At 29.7% G+C, this 23588-nt stretch carries 22 protein-coding genes and 1 tRNA gene; 17 read left to right on the forward strand and 6 right to left on the reverse strand.

What is annotated here, in order from left to right; genetic code table 11:
* Positions 1-7: 7 nt before the first annotated feature.
* The 6 genes from abc-f (at position 8) to CCUN_RS04660 (ending at position 6391) form a co-directional block, all read left to right on the forward strand.
* The gene (gene abc-f, locus CCUN_RS04635) at positions 8-1927 is read left to right on the forward strand and encodes a ribosomal protection-like ABC-F family protein (RefSeq protein WP_027306430.1); all 1920 of its coding nucleotides are present in this window, start codon (positions 8-10) and stop codon (positions 1925-1927) included.
* 62 nt (positions 1928-1989) lie between these two features.
* Complete coding sequence (locus tag CCUN_RS04640; RefSeq protein WP_125921771.1) at positions 1990-2592, forward strand: BspA family leucine-rich repeat surface protein; 603 nt, start codon at positions 1990-1992, stop codon at positions 2590-2592.
* Between the two features lie 96 nt (positions 2593-2688).
* Positions 2689-3819: a BspA family leucine-rich repeat surface protein gene (locus CCUN_RS04645; RefSeq protein ID WP_085296638.1), complete on the forward strand. Its 1131-nt coding sequence runs from the start codon at positions 2689-2691 to the stop codon at positions 3817-3819.
* 132 nt (positions 3820-3951) lie between these two features.
* A complete protein-coding gene (locus CCUN_RS04650; RefSeq protein WP_085296639.1) occupies positions 3952-4881 on the forward strand; it encodes a BspA family leucine-rich repeat surface protein in 930 nt (309 codons plus the stop codon).
* Between the two features lie 95 nt (positions 4882-4976).
* Positions 4977-5729 (forward strand): BspA family leucine-rich repeat surface protein, encoded by a 753-nt coding sequence (locus CCUN_RS04655; RefSeq protein WP_084483726.1) that lies wholly within the window; start codon positions 4977-4979, stop codon positions 5727-5729.
* A 119-nt stretch (positions 5730-5848) separates the two neighbouring features.
* A complete protein-coding gene (locus tag CCUN_RS04660; protein ID WP_051521753.1) occupies positions 5849-6391 on the forward strand; it encodes a BspA family leucine-rich repeat surface protein in 543 nt (180 codons plus the stop codon).
* Between the two features lies 1 nt (position 6392).
* On the opposite strand, the gene CCUN_RS04665 is transcribed toward CCUN_RS04660, so the two are convergent.
* The gene (locus CCUN_RS04665) at positions 6393-6602 is read right to left on the reverse strand and encodes a molybdenum cofactor biosynthesis protein (protein ID WP_415270583.1); all 210 of its coding nucleotides are present in this window, start codon (positions 6600-6602) and stop codon (positions 6393-6395) included.
* A 109-nt stretch (positions 6603-6711) separates the two neighbouring features.
* Between CCUN_RS04665 and CCUN_RS04670 the strand changes: the two genes are divergently transcribed.
* From CCUN_RS04670 to flaC, 4 genes are read left to right on the forward strand one after another with little or no spacing between them, the layout of a single operon-like run.
* A complete protein-coding gene (locus CCUN_RS04670) occupies positions 6712-7899 on the forward strand; it encodes a M48 family metallopeptidase (protein ID WP_027306426.1) in 1188 nt (395 codons plus the stop codon).
* Positions 7896-8690 carry a HemK/PrmC family methyltransferase gene (locus tag CCUN_RS04675; protein WP_027306425.1) on the forward strand — a complete coding sequence of 265 codons (795 nt, stop codon included), beginning with the start codon at positions 7896-7898 and terminating at the stop codon, positions 8688-8690. Before CCUN_RS04670 ends, CCUN_RS04675 begins: the two co-directional genes overlap by 4 nt.
* Positions 8691-8703: 13 nt before the next feature.
* Entirely contained in the window at positions 8704-9177 is a 474-nt protein-coding gene (locus CCUN_RS04680; protein WP_027306424.1) for a DUF4149 domain-containing protein, read from the forward strand.
* A 29-nt stretch (positions 9178-9206) separates the two neighbouring features.
* Complete coding sequence (gene flaC, locus CCUN_RS04685) at positions 9207-9956, forward strand: flagellin C (protein WP_027306423.1); 750 nt, start codon at positions 9207-9209, stop codon at positions 9954-9956.
* 53 nt (positions 9957-10009) lie between these two features.
* Here flaC and CCUN_RS04690 read toward each other — a convergent pair whose 3' ends face one another.
* Entirely contained in the window at positions 10010-10636 is a 627-nt protein-coding gene (locus tag CCUN_RS04690) for a YggS family pyridoxal phosphate-dependent enzyme (protein ID WP_027306422.1), read from the reverse strand.
* An 11-nt stretch (positions 10637-10647) separates the two neighbouring features.
* Positions 10648-10724: transfer RNA gene (locus CCUN_RS04695), tRNA-Arg, on the reverse strand.
* A gap of 91 nt (positions 10725-10815) precedes the next feature.
* Here CCUN_RS04695 and CCUN_RS04700 point away from each other — a divergent pair.
* Positions 10816-12093: a DUF2972 domain-containing protein gene (locus CCUN_RS04700; RefSeq protein ID WP_027306421.1), complete on the forward strand. Its 1278-nt coding sequence runs from the start codon at positions 10816-10818 to the stop codon at positions 12091-12093.
* Between the two features lie 252 nt (positions 12094-12345).
* Here the strand turns inward: CCUN_RS04700 and tgt are convergent, their stop codons facing one another.
* Complete coding sequence (gene tgt / locus CCUN_RS04705; RefSeq protein ID WP_027306420.1) at positions 12346-13467, reverse strand: tRNA guanosine(34) transglycosylase Tgt; 1122 nt, start codon at positions 13465-13467, stop codon at positions 12346-12348.
* Between the two features lie 34 nt (positions 13468-13501).
* Here tgt and CCUN_RS04710 point away from each other — a divergent pair, with 34 nt between their 5' ends.
* The 6 genes from CCUN_RS04710 to CCUN_RS04735 all read left to right on the forward strand — a co-directional run bounded on the left by CCUN_RS04710 (position 13502) and on the right by CCUN_RS04735 (position 21871).
* Positions 13502-14902, forward strand: a complete 1401-nt coding sequence (locus CCUN_RS04710) for a COG3400 family protein (protein WP_027306419.1) — start codon at positions 13502-13504, stop codon at positions 14900-14902.
* A gap of 36 nt (positions 14903-14938) precedes the next feature.
* Positions 14939-15994: a 3-dehydroquinate synthase gene (gene aroB, locus CCUN_RS04715; protein ID WP_027306418.1), complete on the forward strand. Its 1056-nt coding sequence runs from the start codon at positions 14939-14941 to the stop codon at positions 15992-15994.
* Positions 15991-17526 carry a mechanosensitive ion channel family protein gene (locus CCUN_RS04720; RefSeq protein WP_027306417.1) on the forward strand — a complete coding sequence of 512 codons (1536 nt, stop codon included), beginning with the start codon at positions 15991-15993 and terminating at the stop codon, positions 17524-17526. The genes aroB and CCUN_RS04720 overlap by 4 nt, the downstream gene beginning before the upstream one ends.
* On the forward strand, positions 17523-18767 hold the full coding sequence (gene mtaB / locus CCUN_RS04725; protein WP_027306416.1) for a tRNA (N(6)-L-threonylcarbamoyladenosine(37)-C(2))-methylthiotransferase MtaB: 1245 nt from the start codon (positions 17523-17525) through the stop codon (positions 18765-18767). Before CCUN_RS04720 ends, mtaB begins: the two co-directional genes overlap by 4 nt.
* A gap of 9 nt (positions 18768-18776) precedes the next feature.
* Positions 18777-20375, forward strand: coding sequence for an AAA family ATPase (locus CCUN_RS04730; protein WP_027306415.1), 1599 nt, complete (start codon positions 18777-18779; stop codon positions 20373-20375).
* 62 nt (positions 20376-20437) lie between these two features.
* The gene (locus CCUN_RS04735; protein ID WP_085296640.1) at positions 20438-21871 is read left to right on the forward strand and encodes a capsular polysaccharide export protein, LipB/KpsS family; all 1434 of its coding nucleotides are present in this window, start codon (positions 20438-20440) and stop codon (positions 21869-21871) included.
* 520 nt (positions 21872-22391) lie between these two features.
* Here CCUN_RS04735 and CCUN_RS04740 read toward each other — a convergent pair.
* Both CCUN_RS04740 and CCUN_RS04745 read right to left on the reverse strand, forming a co-directional pair.
* Positions 22392-23162 (reverse strand): alpha/beta hydrolase, encoded by a 771-nt coding sequence (locus tag CCUN_RS04740; RefSeq protein WP_027306414.1) that lies wholly within the window; start codon positions 23160-23162, stop codon positions 22392-22394.
* Positions 23155-23577, reverse strand: a complete 423-nt coding sequence (locus tag CCUN_RS04745; RefSeq protein WP_035176003.1) for a PepSY-like domain-containing protein — start codon at positions 23575-23577, stop codon at positions 23155-23157. The genes CCUN_RS04740 and CCUN_RS04745 overlap by 8 nt, the downstream gene beginning before the upstream one ends.
* Positions 23578-23588: the final 11 nt, after the last annotated feature.

Genomic DNA, 23588 nt, shown 5'->3' on the forward strand with positions numbered 1-23588 from the left:
GATAAAAATGGCATTGATTGATTTAATAGAAGTTTCGAAAAAATTTGGTGAAAAAATTATCTTAAATGAGGTTAATTTTAGTGCAAATGAGGGAGAAAAAATCGCCATTATAGGTAAAAATGGGGAAGGAAAATCCACTTTTTTAAAGATACTTTTTAAAAGTTTAAGTCCAGATAGCGGCGTGGTGTCTTCGCAAAATGGTAAAAGTATGGCGATGCTCTCACAAAATATTGATTTTAATATAAATTTAAGCGTAGGTGAGATGATTAAAAAAGAGCTTGATGAGATATATTTTGCTTTAAAAGAATATGAACTTTTGCAGGAAAAATTAAACAAAGAACCTGAAAATAAAGATTTATTAAGAGCCATTGATGACATTATTAATTGGATTGAAAGTAAGGATGCGTGGAATATTGACGCAAAAATTGAACGTATTTTGAAAGAATTTCAGCTTTTTGATTATAAAGATAGGGCGGTTTTTTCTTTAAGTGGTGGAGAAATACGTCGCGTGGGTCTTTGTGTGCTTTTATTAAAAAATCCAGATATTTTACTTTTAGATGAACCAAGCAATCATTTAGATGTTTATATGACGCATTTTTTAGAAAAATTGCTCAAAAATTCAAAAATGTGTGTGATATTTATCTCGCATGATAGACATTTTATCGATGAAGTTGCAGATAAATGCGTGGAGATAGAAGCAGGAAAAGTCAGTATTTTTAAGGGAAATTATGCAAATTATTTAGAAAAAAAGGTGCAAATTTTACAAAATTTAGCCAAGAGTCATGAGAATTTATTGAAGCAATTAAAAAGTGAAGAAGAATGGCTAAGAAGAGGGGTTAAAGCAAGGCTTAAACGCAATGAAGGACGCAAAGAAAGAATTTTTAAAATGCGTGAGCTTGCAAAGAAAAATCCTAAGGACATTAGGAGACTTAAACTTGAGCTTTCAAGAGCAAGTTTAAATTTCAATCAAGAAAAAAGCATTAACCGCAAAAAAATGCTTTTTGAGCTTAAAAATATCAGTAAAAGTATAGGAGGAAAGACGCTTTTTAGGGATTTTAGTGCAAGAATTTTACAAGGAGAAAGAATAGCCATTGTCGGTAAAAATGGTTGTGGAAAATCCACTTTTTTAAAGATACTTTTGGGTGAGCTTTGTTGTGATAGCGGAGAACTTAAAAGAGGAGAGATAAAAATCGGCTATTTTGACCAAGCAAGAGAGATGATTAATCCGGATAAAAATTTGATTGAAATTTTTTGTCCCAATGGAGGAGATAGGGTTGAAGTGCGTGGAAAAAATATGCATATTTATGCTTATCTTAAAAATTTTTTATTTCCTAAGGAATTTTTAGATAAACCTGTAAGTGTATTGAGCGGGGGAGAGAAAAGTCGCCTTGCCTTAGCCTTACTTTTTACGAAAAATTATGATATTTTGATTTTAGATGAGCCTACAAATGACCTTGATATTGCAACGATTAATATTTTAGAGGAATATTTGCTTTCTTTTGAGGGAGCCATTTTGTTTGTCTCACATGATAGGTATTTTGTGGATAAAATCGCTACAAAACTTTATGCCTTTGAAGAAAATTCAAAGATTAGCATAGAATATATACCTTATACAGAGTATTTAGAAAATGAAAGAGATTTTAAAGAATTAGAAAATTTTGTTTCAAATTCAGAAAAAAATTCTCACTCAAGCAAAGAAAAAAGTTCTAAAAAACTGAGTTATAAAGAAAATGAAATTTTGCAAAAATATCCTGCAAAAATCGAAAAATTAGAGCAAGAAATTTTAGAATTAAATCACTCTTTATCCAAACCAGAGCTTTATCAAGAAAAGGGGATTAATGCTCTTTATGAAAGACTTAAAGAGGCTCAAAAAGAATTAGAAATTTTAGAGCAAATGTATTTTTCTGTCTTAGAAAAAAGTATATGAAATTGTTTTCATTTAACATTGATTTGATATAATCCGCTGAAATTTTAAAATAAAGGATACAAATGCAAAAGAAAATTTTTACTCTTTTAATGTTTGCTTTGTTTGCGGTTTTTGCGACTGCCCAAGAACACAAATATCATCCACAAACCAAAACAGAATTAAAGGCTTTAGTTGAGAATTTATCAATCAATCTTGGTGTAATTGATACGAGCAAAATTACAGATATGAGAGCGTTGTTTGCCGAAACTAAACGAAAAGATTTTAGTGGCATAGAAACTTGGGATGTTAGTAATGTTAAAGATATGAGTTGGATGTTTTTAGAAGCAGAATCTTTTAATCAAAATATAAATGCTTGGAATGTTAGCAATGTTAAAGATATGCGTGGTATGTTTGCAGGTGCAACATCCTTTAATCAGCCTTTAGATAAATGGAATGTCAGTAATGTTGAATATATGCATGGTATGTTTTCAGGTGCAACATCCTTTAATCAACCTTTAGATAAATGGAATGTCAGTAATGTTGAATATATGCTTGGTATGTTTCAATATGCAGAATCTTTTAATCAAAATATAAATTCTTGGGATATCAGTAATGTTGAATATATGGACGGTATGTTTGAAGGCTCTCCTTTGGAAAAAAATCCACCTCAATGGTTTAAAAAATAAATCAAAATTTCTTGGCTTTAATGAGTTAAGGCGAAGTTGTTTTCATTTAACATTGATTTGATATAATCCGCTGAAATTTTAAAATAAAGGATACAAATGCAAAAGAAAATTTTTACTCTTTTAATGTTTGCTTTGTTTGCAGTTTTTGCGACTGCCCAAGAGCACAAATATCATCCACAAACCGAAGCAGAATTAAAGGCTTTGGTCGAGGATTTGTCAATCAATCTTGGTGCGATTGACACAAGCAAAATCACAGATATGAGTGAGTTGTTTTATGAAACCGAACGACAAGATTTTAGCGGTATAGAAACTTGGGATGTCAGCAAGGTTGAAAATATGCGTTGGATGTTTCGTGATGCAAAATCTTTCAATCAAAATATAAATTCTTGGAATGTTAGTAAGGTTGAAAATATGAGTGATATGTTTCTTGGTGCAACATCCTTTAATCAGCCTTTAGATAAATGGAATGTCAGTCATGTTGAATATATGAGTGCTATGTTTTCAGGGGCAAAATCTTTTAATCAAAATATCAATTCTTGGGATGTTAGTAATGTTCTAGATATGAGTGCTATGTTTTCAGAAGCGAAGTCTTTCAATCAACCTTTAGACAAGTGGGATGTTAGTAATGTTGGAATTATGGAAAGTATGTTTAGTGGAGCAACATCCTTTAATCAACCTTTAGATAAATGGAATGTCAGTAATGTTAGAAATATGGAATGTATGTTTTCAATTACAAAATCTTTCAATCAAAATATCAATTCTTGGGATGTCAGTAATGTTAGAAATATGAGATATATGTTTGCAAAAGCAATATCCTTTAATCAACCTTTAGATAAATGGAATGTCAGTAATGTTGAAGATATGAGTGATATGTTTTTATTTGCAAAATCTTTCAATCAAAATATAAATTCTTGGAATGTTAGTAAGGTTAAAAATATGTATGGTATGTTTTCAGGTGCAACATCCTTTAATCAACCTTTAGATAAATGGAATGTCAGTAATGTTGAGAGTATGAGTTATATGTTTTCAGGGGCAGAATCTTTTAATCAAAATATAAATTCTTGGAATGTTAGTAAGGTTGAATTTATGAATAATATGTTTTTACTTGCAAAATCTTTTAATCAAAATATCAATTCTTGGGATGTCAGTAAGGTTGGAAGAAATATGAGTTATATGTTTGAAAGCTCTCCTTTGGAAAAAAATCCACCTCAATGGTTTAAAAAATAAATCAAAATTTCTCGGCTTTAATGAGTCGCGAGAGCTGTTGTATTTTTCTGTTTTAGAAAAAAGTATGTGAAATTGTTTCATTTAACATTGATTTGATATAATCCGCTGAAATTTTAAAATATAAGGATACAAATGCAAAAGAAAATTTTTGCTCTTTTAATGTTTGCTTTATTTGCTTTAGTGCTTACTTTGTTTGCAGTTTTTAGCAAATATCATCCACAAACCAAAACAGAATTAAAGGCTTTAGTTGAGAATTTATCAATCAATCTTGGTGTAATTGATACGAGCAAAATTACAGATATGAGAGCGTTGTTTGCCGAAACTAAACGAAAAGATTTTAGTGGCATAGAAACTTGGGATGTTAGTAATGTTAAAGATATGAGTTGGATGTTTTTAGAAGCAGAATCTTTTAATCAAAATATCAATTCTTGGAATGTTAGTAATGTTGAAACTATGGATGGTATGTTTTCAAAAGCAAGTTCTTTCAATCAACCCTTAGATAAATGGGATGTCAGTCAGGTTGAAACTATGTATGATATGTTTTCACGTGCAACATCTTTTAATCAAAATATAAATGCTTGGAATGTTAGCAATGTTAAAGATATGAGTGCTATGTTTTCAGGTGCAACATCCTTCAATCAACCCTTAGATAAATGGAATGTTAGCAAGGTTAGAAATATGGAATATATGTTTTCAGAAGCAGAATCTTTTAATCAAAATATCAATTCTTGGAATGTTAGTAATGTTAGAAATATGGGATGTATGTTTAGAGGTGCAGAATCTTTTAATCAAAATATAAATGCTTGGAATGTTAGCAATGTTAAAGATATGCGTGGTATGTTTGCAGGTGCAGAGTCTTTCAATCAACCTTTAGATAAATGGAATGTCAGTAATGTTGAATATATGCTTGGTATGTTTCAATATGCAGAATCTTTTAATCAAAATATCAATTCTTGGGATGTCAGTAATGTTGAATATACGGATGGTATGTTTGAAAGGTCTCCTTTGAAAAAAAATCCACCTCAATGGTATAAAGAAATCAAAATTTCTTGGACTCAATGAGTTAAGAGAGCTGTCTTGTTTATAAATAAAAAAATTCAAAGATGAGCATAGAATGCCTATCCTATACAGATAAAATTTTAAAATAAAGGATACAAATGCAAAAGAAAATTTTTGCTCTTTTAATGTTTGCTTTGTTTGCGGTTTTTGCGACTGCCCAAGAACACAAGTATCATCCACAAACCGAAGCAGAATTAAAAGCTTTGGTCGAGGATTTGTCAATCAATCTTGGCACAATTGATACGAGCAAAATTACAGATATGAGTGGGTTGTTTTATAGAACCGAACGAAAAGATTTTAGTGGCATAGAAACTTGGGATGTCAGCAAGGTTGAAAATATGCGTTGGATGTTTTTAGAAGCAGAATCTTTTAATCAAAATATCAATTCTTGGGATGTTAGTAATGTTAAAGATATGAGTCTTATGTTTTCAAAAGCAAGTTCTTTCAATCAACCTTTAGATAAATGGAATGTCAGTAAGGTTGAAAATATGCATGGTATGTTTGCAGGTGCATTGTATTTCAATCAACCTTTAGACAAATGGGATGTTAGTAATGTTGAAGATATGAGTAGTATGTTTTTATTTGCAGAATCTTTTAATCAAAATATAAATTCTTGGAATGTTAGTCAGGTTAGAAATATGGAACATATGTTTTCAGATGCAAAGTCTTTCAATCAACCTTTAGACAAATGGAATGTTAGTAATGTTGGAAGTATGAAAGGCATGTTTTTCCATGCAGAATCTTTTAATCAAAATATAAATGCTTGGGATGTCAGTAATGTTGAATATACGGATGGTATGTTTGAAAAGTCTCCTTTGAAAAAAAATCCACCTCAATGGTTTAAAAAATGACTTAAAAAATGGTATAAAAATAAATCAAAATTTCTCGGCTTTAATGAGTTAAGGCGAAATTGTTTTCATTTAACATTGATTTGATATAATCCGCTGAAATTTTAAAATAAAGGATACAAATGCAAAAGAAAATTTTTGCTCTTTTAATGTTTGCTTTGTTTGCTTTGTTTGCAGTTTGTGCGATTGCTGAAGAACACAAATATCATCCACAAACCAAAACAGAATTAAAGGCTTTGGTTGAGGATTTATCAATCAATCTTGGCACAATTGATACGCACAAAATTACAGATATGAGTGGGTTGTTTTATAGAACCGAACGAAAAGATTTTAGTGGCATAGAAACTTGGAATGTCAGTAATGTTAAAGATATGCGTGGTATGTTTTCATACGCAAAATCTTTTAATCAAAATATCAATGCTTGGAATGTCAGTCATGTTGAAACTATGCGTGGTATGTTTTCAAATGCAGAGTCTTTCAATCAGCCTTTAGATAAATGGGATGTCAGTAAGGTTAGAAATATGGAACATATGTTTGAAGGTGCAGAGTCTTTCAATCAAAATATAAATGCTTGGAATGTTAGTCATATTAAAGATAACAATATGGTTTTTATGTTTAGATTCTCTCCTTTGGAAGAAAATCCACCTCAATGGTTTAAAAAATAAATCAAAATTTCTCCGCCTTAATGAGTCGCGAGAGCTGTCTTGCTAATAAACTTGCACTCGCTTCATCTTTAGAGAGCTTTTTAACTTTTTTGCTGAATTCATAGAGTCTGTTGTCTAAAAAATCTTCATTTGAGGATTTTATTGTTTGCGTTTTAAGATTCTTTGAATTTGTTTTTATTTGATTTTTCACTTGATTTTTTTTAAAAAACAACATTTTAAAATCCTCTTAGGTATAATTTTAAACAAAAAAGCTTGTTTTGATTAACTATCATATTATTATTTTAAGCTAGAATTTCTAAATTTTCAATAAAAGGTAAAAAATGATTTTGGTTTTTATTTTATGTTTTTATGCTGTGATTTTTACAATCATTTCTTATATGCAAATTCGTTTTTTAAAAAAAGAAAGTCAGAAAAAAGCTTTTATTTTAAGTGAGCAAGAGTATCAAAAGGCTGCAAATATAGCTGTGCAAAATGAAAAATTTAAAATTTTTTCCACTCTTTACACCCTAATCATAAATATAATATGGATAAGCTTTGGTTTTTTTTATCTCAAAAATATCATTATCAATGAAAATTCCAGACTTGAAAACACCTTATTTTTGCTTATTTTCTTGCTAGTAACGACATTTTTAACCCTACCACTTGGAATTTATGAAAGCTTTTTTAAGGATAAAAGTCAAGGATTTTCAAACATAACTCCTATGCTTTTTATTAAAGATACGATAAAATCTTTGCTTTTAATGTTGGTTTTTGGTTTTCTTGTGATTTATGCTCTGCTTTTTTGCTATGATTTTTTTGGTTCATTTTGGTGGATAGTGGCTTTTATCTTTTCTTTTGGAGTCATTTTGGTCATTAATTTAATTTATCCGACTTTGATTGCTCCCATTTTTAATAAAATGCAAAAACTTGATGATGAAAATTTACTGACTAAAATCACGGCTTTAATGCAAAAATGTGGTTTTAATGCAAATGGAATTTATGTCATGGATGCGAGTAAAAGAGATAAACGTTTAAATGCGTATTTTGGGGGACTTTTTAAGAGTAAAAGGGTGGTGCTTTTTGACACTCTTTTAAAAGCCTTGAATGAAAAGGAACTTTTGGCTGTTTTAGGGCATGAGCTTGGACATTTTGTGCATAAGGATATTATAAAAGCTTTATTTAATGGAGCTTTGATGGTTTTTATTTTATTTTTTATCTTTGCACATTTACCGAATTTTGTTTATGAAGAAAGTCATTTAGAGGGGGTTAAAGGCGGAATTTTCGCACTTTTATTGATTTTTGGCAATGTTTTTAGTTTTATTTTTTCACCTTTAATCAATGCTTTAAGTCGCAAAAATGAATTTGCAGCTGATCAACATGGAGCTAAAATGACCTCTAAAGAAGATATGAAGAATGCTTTAATTTCTCTTGCTAAAGAAAATAAAGCTTTTATTAAAACGAGTAAAATTTATACCTTTTTCCATTTAAGTCATCCAAGCATTAGCGATAGAATCAAGGCTTTAGCTTGAAGATTAAAGATGCTCTTAGTTTAGCTAAAAATGAACTTAAAGGCTATGAAAATCAAGCCATTTTTATACTTTGTGAGCATTTACAAAAGGATAGAACTTGGCTTTTTTTCAATGAAAATTTTGAATTTGATGAAACATTTTATTTAAGTTTAATCAAACGTTTTAAAGACGGGGAGGCTTTTGAATACATCTTTAACAAAGCTTTTTTTTGGGATTTGGAATTTTATATCGAAAGAGGGGTTTTAATCCCACGATATGATAGTGAAATTTTACTTTCACAATTGCTTAAACTTTGTGAAAAACAATTTTTTAATAGAATTTTAGAAATAGGCTTTGGGAGCGGAATTCTAAGCATAGTTTTAGCTAAAATTTTAAATCTTAAAATCAAAGCTTGTGATATAAGTCAAAAAGCTTTTGAAATTGCACAAAAAAATGCAAAAATTCACAGGGTGCAAAGCTTAATCGATTTTGTCTTAAAAGATTTTAGAGAGCTAAGGGGCGAATTTGATTTAATTTTTTCAAATCCTCCTTACATTAAAAATGATTACAAGATAGATAAATGGGTGAGTATGGAGCCTAAAGAAGCTTTATTTGGTGGAAAAAAAGGCTATGAAATTTTAGAAGAAATTATAGAATTTAGTGTCAAGGCTAAGGCTAAGGTTGTGGCTCTTGAATTTGGTTTTGATCAAAAAGATATTTTAGAAAAAATTTTTCATCAAAATGATTTTAAAACTGAATTTTTCAAGGATGAACGCGGTTTTGATAGAGCGGTTTTAGCCTATAAAAATTAAGGAGAAAATTTTAATGAAAGCGATAAATCTTTTCTTGCTTGCAGCTCTTGTAGGTATAGAATTAATTTTAGGCATTGTGGTTGCAAGGGTGATTTTTTATCCTCAAAATTTAATCGGTGAAGGGGTTTTAAGTCTCTTCCAAAGTGGCTTAATGATGAGTCAAATTTTTATTCAATTTGGCTATGTTTTAATCGTTATATCCTTGATAAATTTTTTATTCGAGCTTTATAGCTATTTTAAAGATGAAGCTAAATTTCAGTTGAGATTTTCAAAATTGGCATTAAGTTTGCTTATATTTATTTTGAGTTTGTTCTTTGTATTTTATTTCACTGCCTTTATAATACAGGCTCAAGCTTTGGGAGAAAGTGCAACGCAAAGCGATGAATTTAAAAGTATGCATGCGGCAAGTGAAGTTGTGATGAAAATTATTTTAATTATGCAAGTATTTTTGTATTTTTTAAGTTTTAAAATAGCTAAAAAAGTGTAAAATATAAATACATTAAGAAAGGAGTTCTTATGACAATCAACAATACAAATGCTACGCAACAAAATTATTATTTAAACAATGCTCAAAAAGCTTCAGACAAGGCTTTAGAAAATATTGCCGCAGCTCGAGCTATTAGCGGGGTAGATAGTGCGAATTTGTCGATAGCAGATTCTTTAAGATCTCAATCAAGCACTATAGATCAAGGCATAGCGAATGCTTATGATGCAATCGGTGTTTTACAAATTGCAGATGCAAGTTTGACAAATATTTCACAGAGTGCAGACAGACTTAATGAAATTTCAGTTAGAATGAATAGCGGAGTTTTAAACGAAGCTCAACAAGGAATGCTTAGGGGTGAAGCTACGCGTATTACAGAATCCATCAATGATTCTTTTAATAATGCAACTTATAATGGAAAAAATGTATTTCAAACTATGAATTTCGTTGTGGGAAGTGGCACTGAAACGACAAATTTAAATGCTTTAAATACAAATAATCTTAGTATTGATAATCCAAGTTCTATTTCAAGTTTTATGGATCAACTTGGAAGTTTAAGATCTGAAATTGGTTCAGGCATTAATGCTATCACTTCAAATATTAATTCAAGTGTGCAAAATAGCGTCAATACTAAGGCAGCAGAAAATAATTTGCTTAATAATGATATGGCACAAAATGTTAATGATTTTAACGCAAATTATCTCAAAGAAAATGCTTCAGCCTTTGCGGCAGCACAATCAAATTTAGCTTTACAAACTAAAATTGCTAGTTTATTAAATTAAAAACAAAAGCCCTTTTTTAGGGCTTTTAATTTGTCTTAGAATTTAAAAATCTTTTAAGCATTAAATAGAATGCTTCCTAAACGTATCATATTTGAACCGCATTTTATAGCAAGTTCAAAATCATTGCTCATACCCATAGAGCAAATATTTGCTCCGTATTTTTGCAATTCCTCATAAATTCTGTAAGTTTTTTCAAAGCTTTCTATAATTTTTCTTTGTTCATTGCTGTGTGCTCCCATACTCATCACACCTTGCAATTTTAAATTTTTGCATTCTTCTTGAATTTGCAAATACTCTTCTACAGCTTTTAAAGGCTTAATTCCGCTTTTACTTTGTTCATTTGCGACATTGATTTCAAGTAAGGTTTCAAGTGTGTAAGAAAGTCTTTCATTGACTGCTTTTGCAATTTTAAGCCCATTGCAAGATTGCCACAAAATAGGCTTTTGCTTAATGAGAGCATTGATTTTATTGCTTTGTAAATTTCCTATAAAATGCCATTTTATATTTAAATTCTCATCTTTTAAAGCTTCTTTTTTATCTTTTAAGGCTTGAACCTTATTCTCTCCAAATTCTGTGATTCCTTTATAATAAAAGGCTTTAATGATTTTGTAATCAACATATTTACTTGCAGCAACCAAACGAGTGTTTTTAATCTTTTCAAAGAGTGTTTCTAAATTCATCATCATCCAAATGGTACGCCCGAGGGGATTCGAACCTCTGACCTTTTGAACCGCAATCAAATGCTCTATCCAGCTGAGCTACGGGCGCAAAAACAAACTTAAATTATACATTTTTTTTCTTAAAACAAGGTTATTTTGTGATATAATTAAGATTTTATGATTTTATAAGGATTAAATTTATGTTTAAAATAACTCCAAAAAATGCCTTGCTGTATCTGAAATTTCAAATCAAAAGAACAAAAGCAACCTTACGCAAGTGGCATTTCAAACTTTTTCCCTCAAGCTATTTTAATGAAAACCTCCCTCATCATTATAAATTTATCGTATTTGGGAGGGCAGTGAGCGGAAAACACGCTCTTTTTAGATTCTTGTCTTTATGCGGATTGAAGCAACTTACACTCTATAATGATGACATTTGCTTTTTAAATGAAGTCAAAAAGACCTTAAAAGAATCCCCAAAGACACAAGAAAACTATTTCTTAACCCTTATTATTCATCGCTCTTATAGAAGCATTAAGTGGGATTTTGGGAGGGTCATTCGCAATGCAAATTTACTCATACTGCTTCGCGATCCTATTTCGCGGTGCAAAGGAATGCTCAATCACGGCACACCAAATCGCTCCAAGCTCATTCGTGGCTCTTGTTTTCCCGCTCAATACCTTAACACCCCCCCCCATACTGCTTTAGACAGAAAACGTTATAAGCATAAAAGAGGATATTCTAGCAAGGCTGTGGCCCCAAGCGTAGAAGGATTAAGCTATGTTTTAAGACGTGAGCTTAATTTCACTTATTATTCTAGCATTTTATCTTTTTTAAACCCGCAATATCATATAAACATTCACTATCTTGACGTTAAGGAATTAATGCCAAAAGTCGCCTTTAAAACCATGCAAAACTTAGCAGAGCAATTCAATTTCACTCCGCCAAAAGAGGAGGATAGGGATAAATTTGAACAAGTGATTTGGAATAAGATTAAGGGACACTTGCCCTTTGAACTCATCATCACACCAAAGGACTTTGCAGAACTCAAAGAAAATATAAAAATCACAATCATTGAGAGCCATTACACGCAAGATTATGAGAGGGAACAAAATAGCATTGACATAAAAGATTCTCTTTTAGAGCACACAGCACCGCTCTATGTGGATATATCCCTTATGGTTAAAGACACAGATGTAAAGCTCATTAAAGAATCACAAAATATAATAAAAAGATTGAAAGAATATTTTGCAGAATTCACTCAAGCCCTTAAATATTGGGTTGATTTTAAAGAGCAAAATCAAATCACAGAGGAGCAAGTCTTAGCATATTTTAAAGAAAATAAAGCCTTAAGGGTGAAATTTAAAAAAATGCTTGATAAAGAACTCATTCACATTAAACAAACACGTCCTGACATCGTGGAATCTTGGAAATATTATAAAGAATTTGAAAGGATTTGTGAAGAAGATTTTAATTGATTATTTTAAAATAAAAAATTAAAAATTTAAAACATATCTTAAAAATTATCAGTTTATGAGGTGAATTTTTGAGTAAAGGCTTTTTATTGATATTCTTAAGAGTTAAGCTTTAAAATGATTTTTAATCTTTATTTTATAGTTTTTTTGGTTTTGTATTTTAAATTATACTTGATTTTCATCTTATTTAATTCTTACACTAGGCTCCTCCTTTTTTACAATCCCAAAATACGCAATCAAAACAAAGGATAAATTTTAAGAAATTCTTTGCCTATAAAATTCTTTTTTAAACGCATCAAAGCGATTATTCTTTATAGCTTCTTGCATTTGTTTTGTAAGAGAGAGGTAAAAATGCAGATTATGCAAACTTGCCAGACGAAAAAAGGTGAGTTCTTTTGCTCTAAAAAGATGATGAAGATACCCTCTTGAAAAATTTTTACAAGTATAACAAGAACAAGTTTTATCTATACTCTCATTATCGTTGATGAATTCAGCTTTTTTAATATTAAATTTTCCAAAATTTGTAAAAAAAGTTCCATTTCTTGCATTTCTAGTTGGCATAACACAATCAAACATATCTACACCACGACTCACAGCTTCAACCAAATCTTCAGGAGTTCCAACTCCCATAAGATAACGCGGACGATTTTCATCCATAAAAGGCATTAAATTTTCTATGGTTTCATACATTAAAGCATTTTCCTCTCCAACGCTAAGCCCTCCTATAGCCAAACCATCAAATTCCATTTCATTTAAAGCCAAAGCACAATGTTTTCTATAATGAAAATCCGTCCCCCCTTGTATGATTCCAAAAATATTTTGATTAATTCCTATGCCATTATTTTTGTTTTCTAAATGATAACTTATAGCTTCTTTTGCCCATTTTATAGTCCGTTTAACAGAAAGCTCTATTCTTTTTTTATCAGCAGGTAAGGCGATTAAATCATCAAGTATCATCATAATATCGCTTTTAAAATCATATTGAGCATCCAGCACACTTTGAGGAGTAAAAAAATGCAAACTCCCATCAATATGGCTTTTAAATTCAATTCCATTTTCATTTTGCTTTGAATTTTGACTCAAAGAAAAGGCTTGAAAACCACCGCTATCAGTCAAAAAACTTCTTTTAAAACCGCTAAATTTATGCAAACCACCAAAATTCTTAATCACTGCACACGTAGGTCTTAAATACAAATGATAAGTATTTGCAAGTATGATTTGAGCGTTAAGTTCATCCATCAAATCATTTGCATCAAGGCTTTTAACAGCCCCTAAAGTTCCAACGGGCATAAAAATTGGGGTTAAAAAACTGCTGTGGGCAGTTTTTATCTCGCAAACTCTTGCATTTTGATCTCTATGTTTTATTTTAAAATCCATTTTGGTATAATTCCTTAAAATTTGGAGTAAAATGATGAATAATATTTTAATCATAATCGGCGGTATTTTATCAAAGCATTTCTTAGAAAGGCTTTGTTTGGAGAGGGATTTAGAATATTTTTTTACCATAGTTTATCAAGATGATGAAGATATAAAACTTCATATCAAAAATGAGTATTTAGAATTCCATAAATTTGACTCTACAAGTGTTGCAAGACTTGAATTGCTTATGCAAAAGGCTTATAAACAAGTTTTTATTTATTTGCAAGATAAATTTCAAACGCAAAAAACTTATGAGGCTTTACGTTCCTTAGATACAAAATTAGAAATTAATATTATGGATTTTTGGGGACTTAGCATCAATGATGAGCTTTGCAATCTTATTGATGCAAGAGCAACCTTAAGCCACAGATTTTTAAGTTTTTTGCCTAATATCGCTCTTACCGCACAATACATAGGGCTTGGAGTGGGCGAGGTGATGGAGGTTAAAATTCCTATAGGTTCGATTTTTGCTTACAGACATATTAGTTCTATCCATCAAAAAAGATGGCGTATTGTTTTAATCTATAGAAATTCAAAAATCAATTTTGCTAAACCTTCTTTTATTTTACAGCCTAATGATAGCATTTTAATTGTCGGCGATCCTGTTGTTCTTAGAAGTGTTTTTCATAATATCAAAGCAAGTGTTGGACAATTTCCTGTGCCTTTTGGAAGCAATATTTTCACCTTAATCGATATGAAAAATATGAGTGAAAAGGTGCAAAATAATCTTATAGAAACGAGTTTAACTTTGGTGCAAAGGACTAATGCTAAGAAATTTTTTATTAGAATCATTAATCCTCAATTGAATCAAATTTATACAAAACTTAAAAATTTATCGTATGAAAATGAAAATATATTTTTTGATTTTTTCAATACAAATTTTAAAAATTTTCAATCCTTTTTAGAAAACAACGATATAGGTTTGTTTATAACCGATACTAAACATTTTGAGAGAGAGAAAAAGAATTTTTTTGAACTTAAGATTCCTATTTTAAAAATCGGAGAGATTGATTTTAAAGATTTAAAAGAATCTGTGATTTTAAGTGATGATGAAAGTGAGCTTGAGAATCAAGCTAATGTTATTGTTGATTTAAGTAAGCAGCTTCAATTCAATGTTACTCTGTATCATTATAATCCTCATTCTAAAAACACAGCGGATATGCAAGAATATTTTGAGAGTTTGTCAAAACTTTATGATAAAAATATTCAAATCATTGATAAAAACGATCATAATCCTATATTAAATTTACAATACAGAGAAGATTTACTTCAATTCATAAGTTTTAATCAAGAGCTTTTAAATGGGATATTAAGCAGAAGTTTGAGCGTAAATTTAAACAGACATTATCATAAAATGAAAAAAAATTACCAACTTTTTATACCAATGAGTTAAAATATTGATAAAATAACTTTTTATAAAGAAGAAAAAATGCAGATACAAGTGAATTTAAAAGATAATCCTTACAAAGTCTTTGTCGATGAGCCTTATTTTTTAGAATTAAACACTAAGGTAGCCCTTCTTAGCAATCCAAAAATTTTAGGCTTACACCTTAATTCTTTGCTTAAAAGGATAAAATGCGAGGAGCTTTTCATCATCAGCGTCAAGGATGGAGAAGAGTATAAAAATTTAGCAAGCATTGAGGAAATTTTAAACCAAATGTTTAATTCCAAACTTGATAGAAAAAGTTTGCTTATCAGTTTTGGAGGCGGAGTGATTTCGGATATGGGAGGATTTGCGGCAAGCATTTATCAAAGAGGCATTGATTTTATTAATATTCCTACGACTCTTTTAGCCTGTGTTGATGCTGCTGTGGGTGGAAAAACAGGAGTGAATAATCATTTTGGTAAAAATCTCATCGGCTCATTTTATCAACCTAAGGCTGTGTATTGTCAAAGTGAATTTTTAAGAACTTTAAATGAAAGGGAGTTAAAGGCGGGTTTGGCTGAATTTATCAAAATGGCTATAATGTTTGATGAAAATTTGCTTGATTTTATTGAAAATATTGATGAAACAACCTTTTTAAATGCAAATTGCAAAGATGAAATTTTCACTCAAATCATCTCAAAAAGTGTCGCATTAAAAGCAAGAGTTGTTGAAAATGATGAAAAAGAAGCAGGACTTAGAATGCTTTTAAATTACGGACACACCTTTGCTCATATCATAGAAAATCAAACCAAATATAAAATTTATTTACACGGAGAGGCTGTGGCGATTGGAATGAATATGGCAAATTCTTTGGCTTTAAATTTAGGGCTTATCGATGAAAAAGAATGCAAAAGGGTGGAAAATATTTTAAAAAAATTTAAACTTCCTACAACTTATAAAATCAAAAATTTAAATGAATTTTACGAGGCTTTCTTTTTGGATAAAAAAACACATCATCAAAAGATTAATTTTATTTTACCGCATAAGCTTGGTCAAGGCATTATCAAAAACGATATAAGCAAAGATATGATTTTAAAAAGTTTAGGACAATTTCAATGAAGAAAATTTTATTTTTGATTTCATTTTATATTTATGCTTTTGCGAGTAATGATATAGCACAAATAAGACAAACAATTGAAAATCTTGACACAATTATCAATGCAAGTGTTTGGAATGTGCGTTATGACAATTTTATTAAATACGAACATATAAATGATGAACTCATTTTACTTAATTTAGAGCTTAAAAAGAATTTAAGTCCAAATCAAAAAGAAGAAATTACGAGAAAAATTGCAACCTTACAAGAACAACTTAATCTCTTAAAAGATTATAAGGATATTAATTTCATCCAAAGTCTTAGTGCTCCTGAAACCATAGAAATTTTGCCAAAACTTACAAATCCTTTGGCGATTATTGAGGGTTTTTCTCACATTAAAAAATTAACAAATGAAAAAGAAGAATATGTTTTTAAATACAATGATTTTAAAAATTTAGTTGAAAAAATCCGTGAAAAAAATTCTATGCTTAAAGAGCTTGTTACCCTTGAACCTAATAAAAATAATACAGAAGCTTTAAAGCTTTCAGATAAAAAGCTTGATGAATTTGAGCAAGCTTTGCAATTTGCTTCTGTATCCTTTTCGGTCTATGAAAAAAAGGTCGATGAGGAAATCACTCGAGTCAATGTCGAAATTAAAGTGCAAAGTATAAGAGCTGCTAATATACTCATCACTATCATTTTTGTGATTGTTGTTTCTTTTTTACTTAAATTTATAGCAAGAAAATATATTAAAGATAATGAGCGTTATTATACTGCAACGAAGATTATTAATTTCATTAATATCAATCTGATTTTTTTAATTTTACTTTTTGCTTATATTGAAAACATCACTTATTTGGTTACAATCTTAGGTTTTGCTTCTGCAGGTTTGGCTATCGCAATGAAAGATATGTTTATGTCTATGCTTGGTTGGTGTGTGATTGTATTTGGCGGGAGTTTTCGCGTTGGAGATAGGATTAAAGTCATACAAAATGATTTAACCTATGTCGGAGATATTATCGATATTTCTTTTCTTAGAATTACAATTTATGAAGACATTACTTGGGAAAGTTATATAAAAAATCGTCGCAGCGGACGCATTATTTTTATCCCAAATAATTATGTTTTTACTCATTTAATTGCAAATTATACTCATCATGGAATGAAAACGGTCTTAGATGGTATTGATATTACTATAACCTTTGATTCTAATCTTGAAAAAGCAGGAAAGATTGTCGAAAAAATCGTTATTCAACACGCTAAAGGTTACACAGAATTAACCAAAAAAACTATGCTAAAACTTCAAGATGAATACAGCATTAAAAATCCTAAAGTTGAACCGCGATTTTTTATGTTTTTTGAAAATTGGGGCATGAGAATTTCAGCGTGGTATATGACAAATTCTTACGCGGCTTTATCTTTAAGAAGTGCTATAAGTAAAGAAATTATCAAAGAATTTAATAAGCATGAAGATATAAAAATCGCATATCCTAGTCAAAATCTTTATTTAGGAAAAAACACTCCTACAAATTTTAAAGAAGGAGAAATGTTTTGAAAGAAAGGATTTTTTTTAAAACCTTTGGTTGTCGGACGAACATTTATGATACTGAACTTTTAAAATCTTATGTGAAAGATTATGAGATTGTTGATGATGAAAATTTAGCTCATATTGTTGTGATTAATTCTTGCACGGTAACAAATGGAGCTGATTATGATGTTAAAACTTATATCAATAGTCTGCAAAAAAAGGGGATTAAAATTATATTAACAGGTTGCGGTGTAGCAAGTAGAGGCAAAGAGCTTTTAGATAAAAATAAAATTTTTGGAGTTTTAGGAGGTTCTCATAAAGATAAAATCAATGATTTTCTAAAAATGCAAAAAAGTTTTTATGAATTAGGGAATTTAAATTTCATCGATGAAAATAGAGTTGAAAAATATAAAAATCACACAAAGGCTTTTGTGAAGATTCAAGAAGGCTGTGATTTTGCCTGCAGTTATTGTATTATCCCTAGTGTGAGAGGAAAATCAAGAAGTGTCAAAGAAGAAAATTTACTCAATCAAGTCAAAACTTTAGTGCAAAATGGCTTCAGTGAATTTGTTTTAACAGGCACAAATATAGGAAGTTATGGCTTAAAAGAAGGCACAAGCTTAGGCAAACTTCTGCAAAAAATGGGACAGATTTCTGGGGTTAAACGTATAAGACTTGGGAGTTTAGAGCCCTCTCAACTCGATGAGAGTTTTTTTGAAATTTTGGATGAAAATTGGCTTGAAAGGCATTTACACATTGCTTTGCAACATACAAGCGAAAAAATGCTCCGTATTATGCGTCGTAAAAATCGCACCGATAAAGATTTAGAACTTTTTAATATCCTTGAAAATAAAGGTTTTGCTTTGGGGACTGATTTTATTGTGGGGCATCCGGGCGAAGAAGAGGAGCTTTGGAATGAAGCTTTAGAAAATTTTAAGAATTTTAAACTCACTCATTTACATGCCTTTGTTTTTAGTCCAAGAGAAAATACGCATTCTGCGACACTTGAACGAAAAGTTAATCCTATTTTAGCAAAAGAAAGGCTTCAAATTTTAAAAGCCATTGTGGAGAAAAATAATTATGAATTTAGAAAAAAGCAAAATGTTAAACTTGAAATTCTTGTTGAAAATTTAAAAAACGGGGTTTATGAGGGTTATGATCAATTTTTTAATAAGATTAAAATTATCAGTCAAAAAAATCTTGCAAGACAATGGATAAGTCTTGATAAATATGAGGTCAAAGACAAATTTAATCAAGCCATTTTATAAGGAATCATAGTGAAAAATAAAAAAATTATACTCATCTCTTTTGTGATTTTGTGTTTGCTTTTTGGAATTTTATATTTTAAAAATGAGCCAAAATTTATTGATAAAGACTTATATGAAGGCTTACTTAAGCAAAATCTCATACAAAAAGCTGTGATAGAAGAGGATAAAATTCTACTCAAAGCTGCGGGTGAAAATTATGCGATTATCAAGGAAGGCGTGGATTTAAAGGAGCTTTTAACTAAGGTGCCTGTTGAGATTAAACGTGATAATAGTCTGTGGATTTTCTTTATTTTAATGGTATTTTTACTGACTTTATTTTTATCTTTGATTTATTTTAATCGCAAAAAACAACTTGAGAAATTTCCTATTTCTAAAAATCCTACCCCGCAAAATTCGAATTTAGAGTACTCAAATATCAAACCTGTTATTTCAAATATTAATTTTAATGATGTTGCAGGTGTTGATGAAGTTAAGTTAGAATTAAGCGAACTTGTTGATTTTTTAAAAAATCCCAAAAAATATAAAGAATTTGGTGTAAAAATGCCAAAAGGTGTTTTAATGATAGGACCGCCCGGGGTGGGTAAGACCTTGATTGCAAAGGCTGTTGCAGGCGAAGCGGGTGTGCCATTTTTTTATCAAAGCGGTTCGAGTTTCGTTGAAATTTATGTAGGAATGGGAGCTAAACGCGTGAGAGAACTTTTTTCAAAGGCTAAAATGATGGCTCCAAGCATTGTTTTTATTGATGAAATTGATGCTGTGGGTAAAGCAAGAGGTGAGCTTTCTAATGTTGAAAGAGATAGCACACTCAATCAGCTTTTAACCCAAATGGATGGCTTTGAGGATAATAGCGGTGTTATAGTTATCGCTGCTACAAATAAAATCGAGCTTATTGATTCTGCACTTTTAAGGTCGGGTAGATTTGACAGACGCATTTTTTTATCTTTACCGGATTTTAAAGACAGATTTAAGATTTTAGAAATTTACATGAAAAACAAAAAAAACAATGTCAATTTAAGTAAAATTGCTAAAGTCAGTGTCGGTTTTAGCGGTGCAGGACTTGAAACTTTAGTTAATGAAGCAGCCATCAATGCTTTGCGCAGGAATTCAAATTTGGTTGAAGAGAATGATTTTTACGCCGTGTTGAGTAAGGTGCTTTTAGGAAAAAAGAAAATTTTAAGTTTTAATGAAAATGAGAAAAAAATTCAGGCTATTTATCAAGCAGCAAAGGCTTTGAGTGCCTATTATTTTGATATAGGTTTTGAAAAAATTACTTTGATTGAAGATCGTTTTAAAGAATATGAACACAATATCAAATCCAAATCAGAATTAGTCAATAAAATCAAGGTTTATTTAGCGGGTTCAAGTGCGATGAAACTCATTTACAACGAGACTTATACAAATTCGCAAAGTGATTTTCTTAAGATTAAAGAATTGCTTGAATTTATGTTGAGTTTTGGGATGGCAGAAGAGCTTAATTTAGAAGAACAAAAGAAGGAATTAAACGAATTTCTAAGTCCTATGAAGGATAAAATTTTAAAACTTGCAGACATTTTACTTGAAAAAGAACGTTTGGATTATGAAGATGTTAAAGAGCTGTTTCAAATTTAAGCAAAAATATGATAGAATCCAAGGTTATCATTAAAATTAAATTGAGATATTAAAAGGTAAAAATGAAGAATGTAGTCTGTCTTGGTCACTCAAGTGAGCTTAGAGAAACTAAAGAATTTATCAAAGGAGTTTTAAAAATACCAGAAGTAAAAATTTCTTTATTTGTAACACCGCATTCTAAAGAAATTAAAAAAGAATTTCAAGATAAGATAGATTTTATTTTACCTCCAGTATTTAAAAATGATGAATTTGAATCAATTTATAATAATAACTATAATTTAACTTATGAACAAATTGAATCTTTTCGTGCCACTCAACTCAAGGTGGAACATTATTTTCATAGATATCAAATCAATAGAGGATTAGCGAGTTATAGGTATTTTGTAGCCCTTGGTTTTTGGCTTAATTTTTTTGAAAAAAATGATATAAAGCTGGTATTTTCTACAGAAATAGAACATGGTAGGCTTTTTGATAGCATTGCACTTGATGTTGCAAAAAGTAAAAAGATAGCTATTTATAACATAAATTTAATTTCTGGCAATAAAAACGACACACTCTACACTTTAAATTCTTACAATGATGTTAAAGAAAATTTTTTAAACATTAAAGAGATAAAAGAATATGAAAATGGGGGGGGGATTAGTGATTATATAAAAACTCTTGCTAAGGATAAGGCAAATTATCAAGCAGGAATGAAAACCCCTTTTCGATACTTTTTTGACACACAAATAAAAACCCTCTCAAGAATCCTAATACATTCACTCTCAACCCATAAAATTCAATATCTTTATGAATGCAGAAAAAATCAGTTCTTAAGAGTTCCAAAATTTGAAATCGCCAAACAAGCTCGTTTTATAAAGAAACTTAAGAAATTATATGATTATTTATCCGTAAAGCCAAATTTTAATGAGGATAAAAAAATCATTTATTATTCTTTGCATATGGAACCAGAGGCTTCTATCATACCAAGAGCTGTTTTAAATTCTCAACTTTTTATTATAAAAATGTTATCTCATGCTCTTCCAAAAGATTATGTGATTTATGTTAAAGAGCATCCGGATCAATTTTTTATTTATGAAAACAATAAAGGTTTTCTTTGCAATATCAACCATTATAGAGATTTAAGTTTTTATTGGCAACTTAAGCAAATTCCAAATGTCAAAATCATTGATATAAACACTTCATCTTTGCAACTTGTTAAAAATTCAAAGGCTGTTTCTACTATAGCGGGCACTGTGTTGTTAGAAGCTGTTTTGCTTAAAAAACCTATTTTAATTTTTGGTAAAAATTTAAGTGTTTTGGAATTATTAAAAGAATCATTTACAATTTGCTCACAAAATGAGGTGAATTTTGCTTTAGAAAAAATAAAACAAGGTTTTAATCCCGAATACAAAGACTTAAATCAAATCTTAGATGAATATTGTTTTACAAAAAGCGATTTAACTCAAAATAAAAAATTTTTATTAAATATATTTAAATATTGTCTTAAAATTTAAATTGAAACAAAAATATCAATCATAATTTTTAAATGTCTTTGAATAAATTTTTTAGCTTAAAAAGCTCAATGAATTTTTATAAAAATATTTCTTAAATTTGTTAGGAGGTGGGATTATTTTATAGGGTATAATTTTAAAATTATTAATCTTTTATAGGGACAATTAAGCATTATTAGCAAAATTAAAATTACAAAATTTCATAACTTATCAAAAAAATCAAAATTTAAATTTTAACAAGCATTAAAAACAAGAATGCAAAAATAAATATTGCATTAAAACCAATCTTTAAAATCTTTTAAACGTATAGCAAAAGAAAATCAAGTCCTATCACTTATTTTGCCTAAATGGTAAGCAAAATAAATGTGGTTATTATTTTTATTTTGTAAGAAACAAAAATAATTTTTACAATATTTTAATGTATCAATACAAGACTTAAAAGATTAATTTTTGAATTTGTTTTTTAAATGAAAAGATTGACAAAGTTGATTGAAATGATAAAGTAAAGATTTAAAAAAATAACTCATTCTTGATTGAGAATTTTAAGGGCAAGATTTAAAGAATCTTCTATGGTTTCTCCGTGTGTTTTATCTTTTAAAAGAGTGAATTTAAAAGGGCAATTTTTTAATGTGTTTAAGAGTTTTTCCATGTCTTTATCTAAATTCACTCCTGTCTTTTTTTCTAAAGAACCCTTTGTTATGAATATATAAGAATTGCAAGAATTGATTTTATGATACTCTAAACCACGCCATAAACTTGGAGAGGCTATAAAATAATGGCTGAAATCATCTTGTTTTTCAAAAAACACATACAAGCCAAATAAAGCTCCAAAAGAATGTCCAAAAAAGGCTTTAAATGATGCATTTATAGGGTATTGCTCGTTTAATAAAGAAAAAATTTCATTGTGTAAAAAATTTAAAAATTCTTTTGCTCCTCCGCCCTTTCCTTCTCTTTGAATGGGTGTGTAATCCCTTGTCCTTTGTGCTGTATCGTAAGCTAAATTTGTGTTATGAGCTATACCTACTATCATCAAATCAAAACTAAAATGATTCTTAGCATAAAGATTTAAAGCCATAGGAAAATGGACATTTGCATCCAAAACAAAAAGCATTTTGTAGAATTTAGCCTTGTTTTTTGTTTGTGCTATGAAGAGTTTGTAAGATTTGTTATCAAAATGCACATTCTTTTCTTTGATGGAAAAAATTTCTTTTGCTTCTTTAGAAATGATTGGGAGTTCTTGTTTGGGTTGTGCAAAAAGCAAAAGAGGGAAAGAAAGTAATAAAATTTTAATCATCGAATTCTTGATGTAAAATCGTTCCATTAAAATCTATGATAACTTTTAAGCCGTTGTTAAGTTGTATTTTATAATAATTAATCTTTTTTTTAATCTCTAGCATTGTGGCATTGGGATAGTTATTTTTGATAATATCAGCCAAAATCGGAGGCAGGATATTAAAATTTAGAGGATTAAATTTAGACTCTATCTCTCTCCAAGAGCCGTCCATATCAAACTCAAGTTCAGTGCCATCACTAAGATACACTTCGTAATTATTTTTATCTACTTGCACAATTCCAATTTGAGCATTGAAATTCTTTTGCAAAAATTCTTTAGCATTAGGAGGCAAAGATTCGGGAGAAATGATAAAATCCGCAAACAATACACACAATAAAATCAAAGTTAAAAATATAAATTTCAAAGTCTTATCCATTAAAAAAATAA

Source organism: Campylobacter cuniculorum DSM 23162 = LMG 24588, assembly GCF_002104335.1.
GTDB lineage: Bacteria > Campylobacterota > Campylobacteria > Campylobacterales > Campylobacteraceae > Campylobacter_D > Campylobacter_D cuniculorum.